Here is a 13,419-nt window from a genome sequence, read left to right as displayed (position 1 = left end):
GGACGAAATCATGACGGCTATCCAACACTTCTTTAAGACCTTCTTCCTGACCGAGCTGCTGAAGGGGCTCGCGCTGACCGGTCGTTACACGTTCAAGCGCAAGTTCACCGTGCAGTTCCCGGAAGAGAAGACCCCGATCTCGCCGCGTTTCCGCGGGCTGCATGCACTGCGCCGCTACGAAAACGGCGAAGAGCGCTGCATCGCGTGCAAGCTGTGCGAGGCCGTGTGCCCCGCGATGGCGATCACGATCGAATCGGAAACGCGCGCGGACAACACGCGCCGCACGACGCGCTACGACATCGACCTGACGAAGTGCATCTTCTGCGGTTTCTGCGAAGAGAGCTGCCCGGTCGACTCGATCGTCGAGACGCAGATTCTCGAGTACCACGGCGAAAAGCGCGGCGACCTGTATTTCACGAAGGAAATGCTGCTCGCGGTGGGCGATCGCTACGAGAAGGACATCGCCGCGGCGAAGGCTGCCGACGCGCCGTATCGTTGATTGTGTTTGCAGTGCCGGCCCGCAGCCAGGGCCGAGCCGCCGCGACGGGTGCGGCACGCGAGAGCGTCCCGCAAGCCGCGCCTGACTATGGCCTAACGATGAACCGGTAATCATGGAATTCACGACCGTACTGTTCTACATCTTCGCGCTGCTCCTGGTGGTATCAGGGCTGAAGGTGATCACTTCGCGCAACCCGGTGGCGTCTGCGCTTTTCCTTGTGCTGGCGTTCTTCAACGCCGCCGCGATCTGGATGCTGCTGGAAGCGGAGTTCCTCGCGATCCTGCTGGTGCTGGTCTACGTGGGCGCCGTGATGGTGCTGTTCCTGTTCGTCGTGATGATGCTGGATATCAACATCGACTACCTGCGCCGCGACTTCAAGCGCTTCGTGCCGATGGCGACCGTGGTCGGCGCGATCATCGTGATCGAGACCGCGCTGATCCTGTGGCGCGGTTACGGCGACACGCACACCGTGCATGCGATGGCGACGGGCGAGATGGCCAACTGGTCGAACACGCGCCTGATCGGCAAGGTCATCTACACCGACTACATCTTCGCGTTCGAAATCGCCGGTCTCGTGCTGCTGGTCGCGATCATCGCCGCGATCGGGCTGACCGAGCGCAAGGGCAAGGACAGCAAGCGCCAGCGCGTGTCGGATCAGGTCAAGGTGCGCCGCAACGACCGCGTGCGCCTCGTGAAGATGGAAGCGGACAAGCCGCAGCCGGAAACGGCGCAGAGCGAAGCCGGTTCGGGCACCAACGGCTAAGCGGAGGAAAAGAAAATCATGCTGACTCTTGCTCACTACCTTGTGCTCGGCGCGATCCTGTTTGCGATCGCGATCGTCGGGATCTTCCTGAACCGCCGCAACGTCATCATCATCCTGATGTCGATCGAACTGATGCTGCTGGCGGTGAATACCAACTTCGTCGCGTTCTCGCATTACCTCGGCGACGTGCACGGCCAGATCTTCGTGTTCTTCGTGCTGACCGTCGCGGCAGCGGAAGCCGCGATCGGTCTTGCGATTCTGGTGACCCTGTTCCGTAAGCTCGACACGATCAATGTCGAGGATCTCGATCAGCTCAAAGGTTAATTTCAGGCAACGCTGTTATGTCAACGACACTCAATGAAAACCTGCTGCTGGCGATTCCGCTCGCTCCGCTGGTCGGCTCGCTGATTGCGGGGCTGTTCGGGAACGCAGTCGGGCGCAAGGGCGCACACCGGATCACGATCCTCGGCGTGATGATCGCGTTCCTCCTGTCGGCGAAAGTCTTCCTCGACGTGATGGGCGGCGCAAGCTTCAACGCGACCGTCTACGAATGGATGAACGTCGGCTCGCTGAAACTCGAAGTCGGCTTCCTCGTCGATTCGCTGACCGCGATGATGATGGTCGTCGTGACCTTCGTCTCGCTGATGGTGCACGTGTACACGATCGGCTACATGGCGGAAGAAGACGGCTACCAGCGCTTCTTCTCGTACATCTCGCTGTTCACGTTCTCGATGCTGATGCTCGTGATGAGCAACAACTTCCTGCAGCTGTTCTTCGGCTGGGAAGCGGTGGGTCTGGTGTCGTACCTGCTGATCGGCTTCTACTTCACGCGTGAGAGCGCGATCTACGCGAACATGAAGGCGTTCCTCGTGAACCGCGTGGGCGACTTCGGCTTCCTGCTCGGCATCGGCCTGCTGCTCGCGTTCGCCGGCTCGATGAACTACGGCGAAGTGTTCGCGAAGCGCGCGGAACTCGCGAGCCTGCACTTCCCGGGCACCGACTGGGGCCTGCTGACCGTGGCCTGTATCTGCCTGTTCATCGGCGCGATGGGCAAGTCGGCACAGTTCCCGCTGCACGTGTGGCTGCCGGACTCGATGGAAGGCCCGACGCCGATTTCGGCGCTGATTCACGCGGCGACGATGGTGACGGCCGGTATCTTCATGGTGTCGCGCATGTCGCCGCTGTTCGAGCTGTCGGATACCGCGCTGTCGTTCATCACGGTGATCGGCGCGATCACGGCGCTCTTCATGGGCTTCCTCGGCATCGTCCAGAACGACATCAAGCGCGTGGTCGCGTACTCGACGCTGTCGCAGCTCGGCTACATGACCGTCGCGCTCGGCGTGTCCGCCTACCCGGTCGCCGTGTTCCACCTGATGACGCACGCGTTCTTCAAGGCGCTGCTGTTCCTCGGCGCCGGCTCGGTCATCATGGGCATGCACCACGACCAGGACATGCGCAACATGGGCGGCCTGCGCAAGTACATGCCGATCACGTGGATCACGTCGCTCGTCGGTTCGCTCGCGCTGATCGGCACGCCGTTCTTCTCGGGCTTCTACTCGAAGGATTCGATCATCGACGCGGTGAAGCTGTCGCACCTGCCGGGTTCGGGCTTCGCGTACTTCGCGGTCGTCGCGAGCGTGTTCGTCACGGCGCTGTACTCGTTCCGCATGTACTTCCTGGTGTTCCACGGCGAAGAGCGCTTCCGCAAGCCGAAGCATCCGGAGTCGCCGATGGGCATGGCGGCCGCGCACGGCCACGACGATCACGGCCATGGCCACGGTCATGACGACCACGCGCACGAGCCGCACGAGACCCCGTGGGTCGTGTGGGTGCCGCTGGTCCTGCTGGCGATCCCGTCGGTGATCATCGGTGCGATCGCGATCAGCCCGATGCTGTTCGGCGATTTCTTCCAGCACGGCGTCGCCTTCGACAAGGTGATCTTCATCGGCGAAAACCACCCGGCGCTCGCCGAGATGGCCGAAGAGTTCCACGGCTGGGTGGGCATGGGCCTGCACTCGGTGTCGGGCCTGCCGGTTTGGCTCGCGCTCGCCGGCGTCGTGGTCGCCTGGTTCCTGTATCTGAAGCGTCCGGAACTGCCGGCGTCGATCCGCCGCGCGTTCGGCCCGATCTACACGCTGCTGGACAACAAGTACTACCTGGACAAGATCAACGAAGTGGTGTTCGCCCGTGGTTCGGTGGCGATCGGCCGCGGCCTGTGGAAGGAAGGCGACGTCGTGGTGATCGACGGCCTCGTCAACGGCAGCGCCCGGTTCATCGGCTGGTTCGCCGGCGTGATCCGCTTCCTCCAATCCGGTTACATCTATCACTACGCGTTCGCCATGATCATCGGCATGCTGGGGCTCCTGACCCTGTTTGTAACGCTCGGCGGCAAATAAGGCGAGGGGACAAGAACAATGCACGCTTTTCCGATTCTCAGTACCGCGATCTGGTTGCCGATCGTTTTCGGCCTCCTGGTACTCGCGGTAGGTAACGACAAAAATCCGGGGACGGCCCGCTGGATCGCGCTGATCGGCTCGCTGCTCGGTCTCGCGGTCACGATCCCGCTGATCACGGGCTTCGACTCGAGCACGGCCGCGCTGCAGTTCGTCGAGAAGTCGACCTGGATCGAACGCTTCGACATCGCGTATCACCTCGGCGTCGACGGCATCTCGATGTGGTTCGTCGTGCTGACCGCGCTGATCACGGTGATCGTCGTGATCGCCGCGTGGGAAGTGATCACCGAGAACGTCGCGCAGTACCTCGCGGCGTTCCTGATCCTGTCCGGGATCATGATCGGCGTGTTCTCGGCGGCCGACGGCCTGCTGTTCTACGTGTTCTTCGAGGCGACCCTGATCCCGATGTACATCATCATCGGCGTGTGGGGCGGCCCGAACCGCGTGTACGCGGCGTTCAAGTTCTTCCTGTACACGCTGGCCGGCTCGCTGTTGATGCTGGTCGCGCTGATCTACCTGTACACGGAAACGCACTCGTTCGACCTCGCGACGTGGCAGAACGCGAAGATCGCGATGACGCCGCAGATCCTGTTGTTCATCGCCTTCTTCCTCGCCTTCGCGGTGAAGGTGCCGATGTGGCCGGTGCACACGTGGCTGCCGGACGCGCACGTGGAAGCGCCGACGGGCGGCTCGGTCGTGCTGGCCGCGATCATGCTGAAGCTCGGCGCCTACGGTTTCCTGCGCTTCTCGCTGCCGATCACGCCTGACGCGAGCCACTTCCTGGCACCGGTCGTGATCACGCTGTCGCTGATCGCGGTGATCTACATCGGCCTCGTCGCGATGGTGCAGGCCGACATGAAGAAGCTGGTCGCGTATTCGTCGATCGCGCACATGGGCTTCGTCACGCTCGGCTTCTTCATCTTCAACCAGCTCGGCGTCGAAGGCGCGATCATCCAGATGATCTCGCACGGCTTCGTGTCGGGCGCGATGTTCCTCTGCATCGGCGTGCTGTACGACCGCGTGCACTCGCGCCAGATCGCCGATTACGGCGGCGTCGTCAACGTGATGCCGAAGTTCGCGGCATTCGCGATGCTGTTCTCGATGGCCAACTGCGGCCTGCCGGGTACGTCGGGTTTCGTCGGCGAGTTCATGGTGATTCTCGCGGCCGTCCAGTACAACTTCTGGATCGCCTTCGGCGCGGCGTTCACGCTGATCCTCGGTGCGGCCTACACGCTGTGGATGTACAAGCGCGTGTACTTCGGCGCGGTGGCGAACGATCACGTTGCCAAGCTGAAGGACATCGGCCGTCGCGAATTCCTGATGCTGGCCGTGCTCGCCGCGTTCACGCTGCTGATGGGTCTTTATCCGAAGCCTTTCACGGACGTGATGCACGTTTCCGTGGAAAACCTCCTCTCCCACGTCGCGCAGTCGAAGCTGCCGCTGGCCCAGTAATCGCGAGCGGAGGAAACCAAGATCATGAATGCTCCTATGAATGTCCTGTTGCCTGACGCGCTGGTGATGGCCGCCATCGTCGTCGCATGGCTGAACGACACCTTTACCGGTGCTTCCGGCCGCCGCCTGACCTATCTGATCGCGGTCGTTTCGTCGGTCGTCGCGGGCGTGTGGTTCGCGGTGCAGGCACTCGACCCGCAGCAGTACTACTTCTTCTCGAAGATGGTCGTCGTCGACTCGTTCGCGAGCACGATGAAGGCCGTCGTGTCGTTCGGTTTCGCGGTCTCGCTGGTCTATTCGCGCAAGTACCTCGAAGATCGCGACATGTTCCGCGGCGACGTGTTCCTGCTCGGCATGTTCTCGCTGCTCGGCCAGCTGGTCATGGTGTCGGGCAACAACTTCCTGACGCTGTACCTCGGTCTCGAACTGATGTCGCTGTCGCTGTATGCCGTGATCGCGCTGCGCCGCGACGCCGCGCAGTCGAGCGAAGCCGCGATGAAGTACTACGTGCTGGGCGCGCTCGCGTCGGGCTTCGTGCTGTACGGCATCTCGATGCTCTACGGCGCGACCGGCTCGCTCGAGCTGGGCGAGGTGTACAAGGCCGTCGGCGGCAACACCGACGCAGCCGTGCTGATGTTCGGCGTGGTCTTCATCGTCGCCGGTATCGCGTTCAAGCTGGGTGCCGTGCCGTTCCACATGTGGGTGCCGGACGTCTACCAGGGCGCACCGACCGCGATGACGCTGTTCGTCGGCGGCGGCCCGAAGGTTGCCGCGTTCGCGTGGGGCCTGCGTTTCCTGGTGATGGGCCTGCTGCCGCTCGCTCAGAACTGGCAGACCGCGCTCGTGATCCTCGCCGCGCTGTCGCTGATCGTCGGCAACATCACCGGTATCGTCCAGCGCAACATCAAGCGGATGCTCGCCTACTCGGCGATCTCGAACATGGGCTTCGTGCTGCTCGGCCTGCTCGCGGGCATCGTGAAGGGCGACGCGGCGGCACCGGCGAACGCCTACAGCTCGGCGATGTTCTACGCGATCGTCTACCTGATCACGACGCTTGGCTCGTTCGGCGTGGTGATGCTGCTCGCACGCCGCGATTTCGAAGCGGAAACGATCGACGACTTCAAGGGCCTCAACAAGCGCAGCCCGGTGTTCGCGTTCGTGATGATGGTCATGATGTTCTCGCTGGCCGGCATCCCGCCGACCGTCGGCTTCTATGCGAAGCTGGCCGTGCTCGAGGCGACCGTCAACGCGGGCCTCACGTGGCTGGCCGTGCTGGCCGTGATCACGTCGCTGTTCGGCGCGTTCTACTACCTGCGCATCGTGAAGCTGATGTATTTCGATGCACCGCAGGATTCGACGCCGATCACGGGTGATTTCTGCAAGCGCACGATCCTCGTGCTGAACGGCCTGGCGGTCGTCGTGCTCGGCCTGATTCCGAGCCCGCTGCTGACGGCCTGCCTGCAGGCAATTCGTCACACGCTGCCGCTGTAATGTCGGCAGCCGGCTGGTTTATCGTGCTGTTGGCGCTCGTATGCGCCAACCTCCCGTTCCTGAACCAACGCCTCTTCGCCGTCGTGCCGTTCGGCGCGGCGAAGAAGAGCGCGTGGGTGCGGATCGGCGAGCTGATCGTGCTGTATTTCATCGTCGGCGCGCTCGGCTTCTGGCTCGAATCGCGTGCCGGCAACCGCTTTGAACAGGGCTGGCAGTTTTACGCGATCACGTTCAGTCTGTTCGTCGTGTTCGCGTTCCCCGGCTTCACGTTCCAGTATCTCGTCAAACGACGCTGACGGCCCCCGGCCGTCCGTCGTGCTCATCCAGGAGCCGCCGATGGCCGAACTACCCAATCACGACGCCGCACTGACCGAAACCTGCCTCGAGAGCGAGGCGATTTTCGAAGGCGCGTTCCTCAAGCTCAAGCGCGACACCGTCCGTCTGCCGGACGGCAAGAAGGCCACGCGCGAATACGTCCAGCATCCGGGCGCGGTGATGGTGATCCCGCTGTTCGACGACGGCCGCGTGCTGATGGAAAGCCAGTATCGCTATCCGATCGGCAAGGTGATGGCCGAATTCCCGGCCGGCAAGCTCGATCCGGACGAAGGCGCGCTCGCGTGCGCGGTGCGCGAACTGCGCGAGGAAACGGGCTACACGGCGCGTGAATACGTGTTCCTGGCCCGCATTCACCCGATCATTTCCTATTCGACCGAATTCATCGACCTGTACCTTGCGCGTGGGCTGACGGCCGGCGAGCGCAAGCTCGACGAAGGCGAATTCCTCGAGACCTTCACCGCGACGCAGGCGGACCTGCAGGAGTGGGTGCGCACGGGCCAGATCACCGACGTGAAGACGATCATCGGCATGATGTGGCTCGACAAGGTGCTGTCCGGCGCCTGGCCGCTCGGGCCGGTCCTGACGCCCTGAGCGTCGCGCCAACGGCGAGCGGGGCGCCGCGTTACAATCCGGTGACGCGGTGCATTCGTCCCGCGCGATCGCGATTTAGCACGATCGTTCACAAAACCGCAATTTGCGCTACACTCGTCACACGCCCTGATTCAGCATGAAGGTCCTCGATTTACAGTGCCCGCACGGTCATCGGTTCGAAGGCTGGTTCGCTTCCGCCGATGAATTCGAAGCGCAGTTGTCCCGCAAGCTGGTCGAATGTCCGGTGTGCGGAACGACCGAGGTCAACCGTCTGCCGTCGGCGCCGCGCCTGAACTTGTCGGGCGCGACGCAGGCCCGGCCGGCCGACCCGCGTGCGCTGCAGGCGCAGGTGATGCGTGCGCTGCGCGAGGTGCTGGAGAAAACCGAGAATGTGGGCGAGCGCTTCGCCGAGGAAGCGCGGCGCATCCATTACAACGAGGCGCCCGCACGCAGCATTCGTGGCGTCACGACGCCGGAAGATGCGCAATCCTTGGCCGAAGAAGGCATCGACGTGATGCCGCTGCCGATTCCTGCCGCGCTGAAAGAACCGCTGCAATGACGCATGCAGCGGATCCTTGCCGGGGCGGACGGCCGCGGCGAGCGTCTGCATGAGACCGGAGCAACCGCTGAAGCGCGCACTCCGGCCGACAGGAGACACTGCGCATGGATCTGGATTATTCCCCCGCCGACGACGCGTTCCGCGCCGACGTCCGCGCCTGGCTCGAGGCCAACCTGCCTCACGCGCTGCGCGCCAAAGTACTCGATCACAAACGACTCGACCGCGAGGATTTCGCGAGCTGGCACCGGATTCTCGGCCAGCGCGGCTGGTCCGCGCCCGCGTGGCCCGTCGAATACGGCGGCCCGGGCTGGAACGCGACGCAGCGACACATCTGGGATGAGGAGTGCGCGCGGATCGGCGCGCCGACCGTGCTGCCGTTCGGCGTGTCGATGGTCGCACCGGTGCTGATGAAGTACGGCAGCGAGGCGCAGAAACGCCACTATCTGCCGCGCATACTCGACGGTTCCGACTGGTGGTGCCAGGGTTACTCGGAGCCCGGTTCGGGATCCGATCTCGCATCGCTGCGCACGCGCGCCGAGCGCCATGGCGACCACTACGTCGTCAACGGCCAGAAGACCTGGACGACGCTCGGCCAGCACGCCGACATGATGTTCTGCCTCGTCCGGACCGATCCGGCCGCGAAGAAGCAGGAGGGCATCTCGTTCCTGCTGATCGACATGAAGACGCCCGGCATCACCGTGCGCCCGATCGTCATGCTCGACGAGGACCACGAGGTCAACGAAGTGTTCTTCGAGGACGTGAAGGTGCCGGTCGAGAACCTCGTCGGCGACGAGAACCGCGGCTGGACCTACGCGAAATACCTGCTCGGCCACGAGCGCACCGGCATCGCACGCGTCGGCGCGTCGAAACGCGAGCTCGCGTTCCTGAAGCGCGTGGCGTCGAACCAGCGCAAGAACGGCAAGCCGTTGCTCGCCGATCCGGTATTTGCCGCGAAGGTCGCGGCGCTCGAAGTCGAGCTGATGGCGCTCGAGGTGACGGTGCTGCGTGTCGTCAGCCGCGAGACGAGCGGCAAGGGGCCCGGCCCCGAGGCATCGATGCTGAAGATCAAGGGCACCGAGGTGCAGCAGGCGCTCACCGAACTGATGGTCGATGCGATCGGCCCGCTCGCCGCGCCGTTCGACGTGCCGTTCCTCGACGGCGAGCGCGAGCACAGCATCGCGGGCGACGACGATGCGGCGCCGCTTGCCGCGTACTACTTCAACTACCGGAAGACGTCGATCTACGGTGGCTCGAACGAGATCCAGAAGAACATCATCGCGCAGATGATTCTGGGGCTGTGATCAGGGAACGGAGACAACCATGGATTTCAGCTTTACCGATGAGCAGCAGCAGTTCGCCGACGCGCTGCGCCGGTATCTCGGCGAGCAATACGGCTTCGACGCGCGTCAGGCGATCGTGCGCGGCGACACGGGCGTCTCGGACGCGCAATGGCGCGCATTCACCGAACTGGGGTTGACCGCATTGCCGGTGCCCGACGCCCAGTGCGGCTTCGGCGGCGGTCCGGTCGACATGCTGGTCGTGATGCAGGAGCTCGGCCGCGCGCTCGTGATCGAGCCGTACTGGGCCACGGCGGTCGGCGTCGAGGCACTGCGCATCGCCGGCTCCGGCGCGGGCGACGATGCCGCGTTGCTGGAGGCGGTGGCGCAGGGACAGAAACGGCTGGCGGTTGCGTTCCATGAGCCGCAGGCGCGCTACGATTTGTACGAGCTCGACACGCATGCGCGCGAGCACGGCGGCACGTACCGGCTGACCGGCATCAAGTCGGTCGTTCAGCACGGCGCACAGGCGCATGCGTGGATCGTGCCCGCGCGTGTCGATGGCGGCGGCATCGGCCTGTTCGTCGTCGAACGCGACGCGGCGAACGCGAAGGTGACCGACTACCGGACGATCGACGGCCAGCGTGCCGCGACGATCGAATTCAACGCAACGCCGGCCCGGCTGCTGACGGGCGGTGCGCGCGACGCGGCGGCGCTCGAGCAGGTTGCCGATTACGCGACGTTCCTGCTGTGCGCGGAAGCGGTCGGCGCACTCGACGAGCTGAATCGCGCGACGGTCGAATACACGAAGACGCGCGAGCAGTTCGGCGTGCCGATCGCGCGTTTTCAGGCACTGCAGCACCGGATGGTCGACATGCTGATCCATGCGGAGCAGGCGCGCTCGCTGACCTATCTGGCGGCGGTGCGCTACGCGAGCGGCGACGCCGATGCGCGGCGCAAGGCCGTGTCCGCCGCGAAGGCACGTGTTGGCGCGGCCGCGCGTTTCGTCGGGCAGCAGGCCATTCAGTTGCATGGTGGCATGGGCGTGACCAACGAGGTCGCCGCCGCGCATTTGTTCAAGCGGCTGACGATCATCGAGACGACGCTCGGCGACACCGACCATCATCTTGCCCGGATCGCGGCGCTGCCCGATTTCGCGCAGGCCGACGCGGCATGACGGCGACGCGCGAGCGCGCCAGACAAGGAGACTTGCAAGTGGGTATCAGTTACGAAGACCTGGTGGTCGGCAGCACGACCGAAGTGGGCCGCTACACGTTCGAGCCCGACGACATCAAGGCGTTCGCGCAGCGCTACGATCCGCAACCGTTCCATCTCGACGAGGCGGCCGGGAAGGCATCGCATTTCGGCGGCCTCGTCGCGAGCGGCTGGCATACGTGCTCGGTGTTCATGAGCCTGCTCGTCCGGAAGCTCGGGCCGGATTCGACCAGCATGGGCTCGCCGGGCATCGACTCGATCCGCTGGCTCAAGCCGGTGCGGGCCGGCGACACGATCACGATGTACCAGAAGGTTCACGACAAGCGGGTGTCGGAGAGCAAGCCCGACTGCGGCATCGTGTCGACGGAGTGGGTCGGCGTGAACGAAGCCGGCGAGACGGTGATCAGCGTGCATACGAAGGTGCTTTTCGGGCTGCGCCATCCGGGAGGGGCGAGCGCATGACGGACGTGACCTTGCCGCTGATCGCGTCGGCCGAGGCGTTGCAGGCACGGGTCGGCGCGGAGCCGCTCGCGAGCGGCTGGATCGCGATCGACCAACATCGCGTCGACGGTTTCGCCGACGCGACCGGCGATCATCAATGGATTCACGTCGATCCCGAGCGCGCCCGACGCGAGTCGCCGTTCGGCGGACCGATCGCGCACGGGTTCCTGACGCTGTCGCTGATTCCCGCGTTGATGACCGATGCGATGTGCTTCGAGCAGAAGATGGGCGTGAACTACGGGCTGAATCGCGTGCGATTCCTGAAGCCGGTGCCGGTCGGTGCACGCGTGCGTGCGCTGTTCGCGGTGAAGGAAACCGCCGGCGCCGCGCAGGGCGGGGTGCAGGTGACGTGGTCGGTGTCGATCCAGGTCGAGCGTCCCGATGCGCCGCTGCTGGTGTGCGCGGCGGAGTTCATCACGCTGCACTACTTCTGACGCGCGGGGCGGCAGGCACGCTTGCCGCCCCGTCCGTCCCTGCGTGTCAGTGCTTCGCGTACTGCGTCGCGCCGAACAGCACTTCGCGAGCCTTGTCGTCCTGCAGTGCCTTGCGCATCGACGCGAGCACCTCGACGCCGCGCTGCACGGCGGGTCGCGCGGCGATCGCGTCGTACCAGCGCTTCACGTTCGGCAACTCGTCGAGCACGATGCCCTGGTTTTGCCACGAACGCGTCCACGGGAACGTCGCAATGTCTGCGATCGTGTACGCGTCGCCCGCGAGATATTCGGATTCGCCGAGGCGTTTGTCCATCACGTTGTACAGGCGTTTCGCTTCGTTCGTGTAGCGGTTGACCGCGTATTCGATCTTCTCCGGCGCGTACAGGCGGAAGTGGTGCGCCTGCCCGAGCATCGGGCCGACGCCGCCCATCTGGAACATCAGCCACTCGAGCGTTGCATAGCGCGCGGCCGGATCGGTCGGCAGGAACTTGCCGGTCTTCTCCGCGAGATAGATCAGGATCGCGCCCGATTCGAACAGCGAGATCGGTTTGCCGCCGGGACCGTCCGGATCGACGATGGCCGGGATCTTGTTGTTCGGGCTGATCTTCAGGAAGTCGGGCTTGAACTGGTCGCCTGCGCCGATATCGACCGGATGTGCACGGTATGCGAGGCCCGTTTCCTCGAGCATGATGTGCACCTTGTGGCCGTTCGGGGTCGCCCAGCTATAGACGTCGATCATCGTCAACTCCTCGGTTGCATGCGCGAAAACGGCGCCGGGGGCGCCGCGACAGGCGGACATTAGAGCATGGATCGACGCGGGCTGCTGGCGACGGAAACGTGCCTGGCGATGCGTGTGCGCAGGCGGCGTGAAGCGCGCCGCCGACGTCGGGCGCGACGTGCGTCAGTGCATTTCTTGCGCGGTATCGAGCGCCGTTACGACCGGGCGGCGTCGCGTCGTCACGGGAGAAGGCTGGCTCGATCAGCGCTTGTAACGCGGCTGGCGTTTCTCGAGAAACGCGGTGATGCCTTCGAGCCCGTCCGCATGATGCAGCGACGCGACGAAATGATCGCGCTCGGTACCGAGATGCGGTTCGAGCGATTGCGTCGTCGCATCGTCGAGCAGCGACTTGATGCGTGTGAGGGCGTTCGGCGAGATGCCGGCGAGTGCGTCGGCCCACGCGAGCGCGTCGGTCAGTGCCGCGCCGGGCACGGCGAGCCGGTTGACGACGCCGAGCGCATGCAGGCGTTCGGCCGTGACCGGCTTGCCTTCGAACAGAAGTTCGGCCGCCATCGCGCGCGGCAGTGCGCGCGCGAGGAACCACGAACCGCCGCCGTCCGGCGTGAGGCCCACACGCGCATACGACATCACGAATTTCGCGTCGTGCGCGGCGACGATCAGGTCGCACGCGAGCGCGAGCGAGAAACCCGCGCCGGCCGCGGCGCCTTCGACGGCTGCGATCACCGGTTTCGTCGACGCGCGGATCGCCGTGACCCAAGCGGCGAGCTGGTCGATGCTGTCGGCCTGGTAGGACGGATCCTTCGAACGGTTCTCGAGCAGCCGGTTCAGGTTGCCGCCCGCGCAGAAGAAGCGATCGGCACCGGTCAGGACGACTGCTCGAATCGCGGGATCGCGATCGGCGGTGGCAATCGCCTCGATGCCGGCCGCGTACATGTCGGGATGCAGCGCATTGCGCGCGCCGGGATTGGACAGCGTGAGGACGAGCGTCGAATCGCTCTCGGGCGGACGCGAGGCCAGCAGTTCAGCACTCATGCGAGCGTGTCTCCATCGGATGGCGGGGCGGCTGCGCCGCGCATGTTGCGCGAACAGCCGGAATGGCTGCCGCAGCG

15 protein-coding genes are annotated in these 13,419 nt (G+C 64.7%); 13 read left to right on the top strand and 2 right to left on the bottom strand.

Going from position 1 to position 13,419, the window contains the following annotated elements; all coding sequences use genetic code 11:
• Nucleotides 1-10: 10 nt before the first annotated feature.
• From nuoI to VXM69_RS13870, 13 genes are all read left to right on the top strand, one after another.
• Nucleotides 11-499 (top strand): NADH-quinone oxidoreductase subunit NuoI, encoded by a 489-nt coding sequence (nuoI, locus tag VXM69_RS13930; protein WP_009691265.1) that lies wholly within the window; start codon nucleotides 11-13, stop codon nucleotides 497-499.
• A 112-nt stretch (nucleotides 500-611) separates the two neighbouring features.
• The gene (locus VXM69_RS13925; protein ID WP_011545812.1) at nucleotides 612-1,262 is read left to right on the top strand and encodes an NADH-quinone oxidoreductase subunit J; all 651 of its coding nucleotides are present in this window, start codon (nucleotides 612-614) and stop codon (nucleotides 1,260-1,262) included.
• A gap of 18 nt (nucleotides 1,263-1,280) precedes the next feature.
• Nucleotides 1,281-1,586: an NADH-quinone oxidoreductase subunit NuoK gene (gene nuoK / locus VXM69_RS13920; protein WP_006478272.1), complete on the top strand. Its 306-nt coding sequence runs from the start codon at nucleotides 1,281-1,283 to the stop codon at nucleotides 1,584-1,586.
• Between the two features lie 17 nt (nucleotides 1,587-1,603).
• Nucleotides 1,604-3,658, top strand: coding sequence for an NADH-quinone oxidoreductase subunit L (gene nuoL / locus VXM69_RS13915; RefSeq protein ID WP_367189762.1), 2,055 nt, complete (start codon nucleotides 1,604-1,606; stop codon nucleotides 3,656-3,658).
• Nucleotides 3,659-3,676: 18 nt separating this feature from the next.
• Nucleotides 3,677-5,167, top strand: coding sequence for an NADH-quinone oxidoreductase subunit M (locus VXM69_RS13910; RefSeq protein ID WP_021162817.1), 1,491 nt, complete (start codon nucleotides 3,677-3,679; stop codon nucleotides 5,165-5,167).
• 36 nt (nucleotides 5,168-5,203) lie between these two features.
• Nucleotides 5,204-6,658 carry an NADH-quinone oxidoreductase subunit NuoN gene (gene nuoN / locus VXM69_RS13905; RefSeq protein ID WP_175028768.1) on the top strand — a complete coding sequence of 485 codons (1,455 nt, stop codon included), beginning with the start codon at nucleotides 5,204-5,206 and terminating at the stop codon, nucleotides 6,656-6,658.
• The gene (locus VXM69_RS13900; RefSeq protein ID WP_034190810.1) at nucleotides 6,658-6,954 is read left to right on the top strand and encodes a DUF2818 family protein; all 297 of its coding nucleotides are present in this window, start codon (nucleotides 6,658-6,660) and stop codon (nucleotides 6,952-6,954) included. The genes nuoN and VXM69_RS13900 overlap by 1 nt, the downstream gene beginning before the upstream one ends.
• 40 nt (nucleotides 6,955-6,994) lie before the next feature.
• Complete coding sequence (locus VXM69_RS13895) at nucleotides 6,995-7,585, top strand: NUDIX domain-containing protein (protein ID WP_034190811.1); 591 nt, start codon at nucleotides 6,995-6,997, stop codon at nucleotides 7,583-7,585.
• Between the two features lie 136 nt (nucleotides 7,586-7,721).
• Nucleotides 7,722-8,144 (top strand): DUF1178 family protein, encoded by a 423-nt coding sequence (locus tag VXM69_RS13890; RefSeq protein ID WP_034190812.1) that lies wholly within the window; start codon nucleotides 7,722-7,724, stop codon nucleotides 8,142-8,144.
• A 104-nt stretch (nucleotides 8,145-8,248) separates the two neighbouring features.
• Nucleotides 8,249-9,445, top strand: coding sequence for an acyl-CoA dehydrogenase family protein (locus tag VXM69_RS13885; protein ID WP_034190813.1), 1,197 nt, complete (start codon nucleotides 8,249-8,251; stop codon nucleotides 9,443-9,445).
• Nucleotides 9,446-9,464: 19 nt separating this feature from the next.
• The gene (locus tag VXM69_RS13880) at nucleotides 9,465-10,598 is read left to right on the top strand and encodes an acyl-CoA dehydrogenase family protein (RefSeq protein WP_367189761.1); all 1,134 of its coding nucleotides are present in this window, start codon (nucleotides 9,465-9,467) and stop codon (nucleotides 10,596-10,598) included.
• A gap of 38 nt (nucleotides 10,599-10,636) precedes the next feature.
• Nucleotides 10,637-11,098, top strand: coding sequence for a MaoC family dehydratase (locus tag VXM69_RS13875; protein WP_367189760.1), 462 nt, complete (start codon nucleotides 10,637-10,639; stop codon nucleotides 11,096-11,098).
• On the top strand, nucleotides 11,095-11,571 hold the full coding sequence (locus VXM69_RS13870; RefSeq protein ID WP_049028277.1) for a MaoC family dehydratase: 477 nt from the start codon (nucleotides 11,095-11,097) through the stop codon (nucleotides 11,569-11,571). The genes VXM69_RS13875 and VXM69_RS13870 overlap by 4 nt, the downstream gene beginning before the upstream one ends.
• A gap of 46 nt (nucleotides 11,572-11,617) precedes the next feature.
• On the opposite strand, the gene VXM69_RS13865 is transcribed toward VXM69_RS13870, so the two are convergent.
• On the bottom strand, nucleotides 11,618-12,310 hold the full coding sequence (locus VXM69_RS13865; protein WP_034190816.1) for a glutathione binding-like protein: 693 nt from the start codon (nucleotides 12,308-12,310) through the stop codon (nucleotides 11,618-11,620).
• A gap of 240 nt (nucleotides 12,311-12,550) precedes the next feature.
• Nucleotides 12,551-13,342 carry an oxepin-CoA hydrolase, alternative type gene (locus VXM69_RS13860; RefSeq protein ID WP_034190817.1) on the bottom strand — a complete coding sequence of 264 codons (792 nt, stop codon included), beginning with the start codon at nucleotides 13,340-13,342 and terminating at the stop codon, nucleotides 12,551-12,553.
• Nucleotides 13,343-13,419 lie beyond the last annotated feature (77 nt).

Source organism: Burkholderia sp. Ed8, from assembly GCF_040761425.1.
In the GTDB taxonomy this organism is placed as follows: Bacteria; Pseudomonadota; Gammaproteobacteria; order Burkholderiales; family Burkholderiaceae; genus Burkholderia; species Burkholderia seminalis.
The sequence above is the reverse complement of the archived record's forward strand: the minus strand, read 5'-3'. Positions and strand labels throughout refer to the sequence as shown.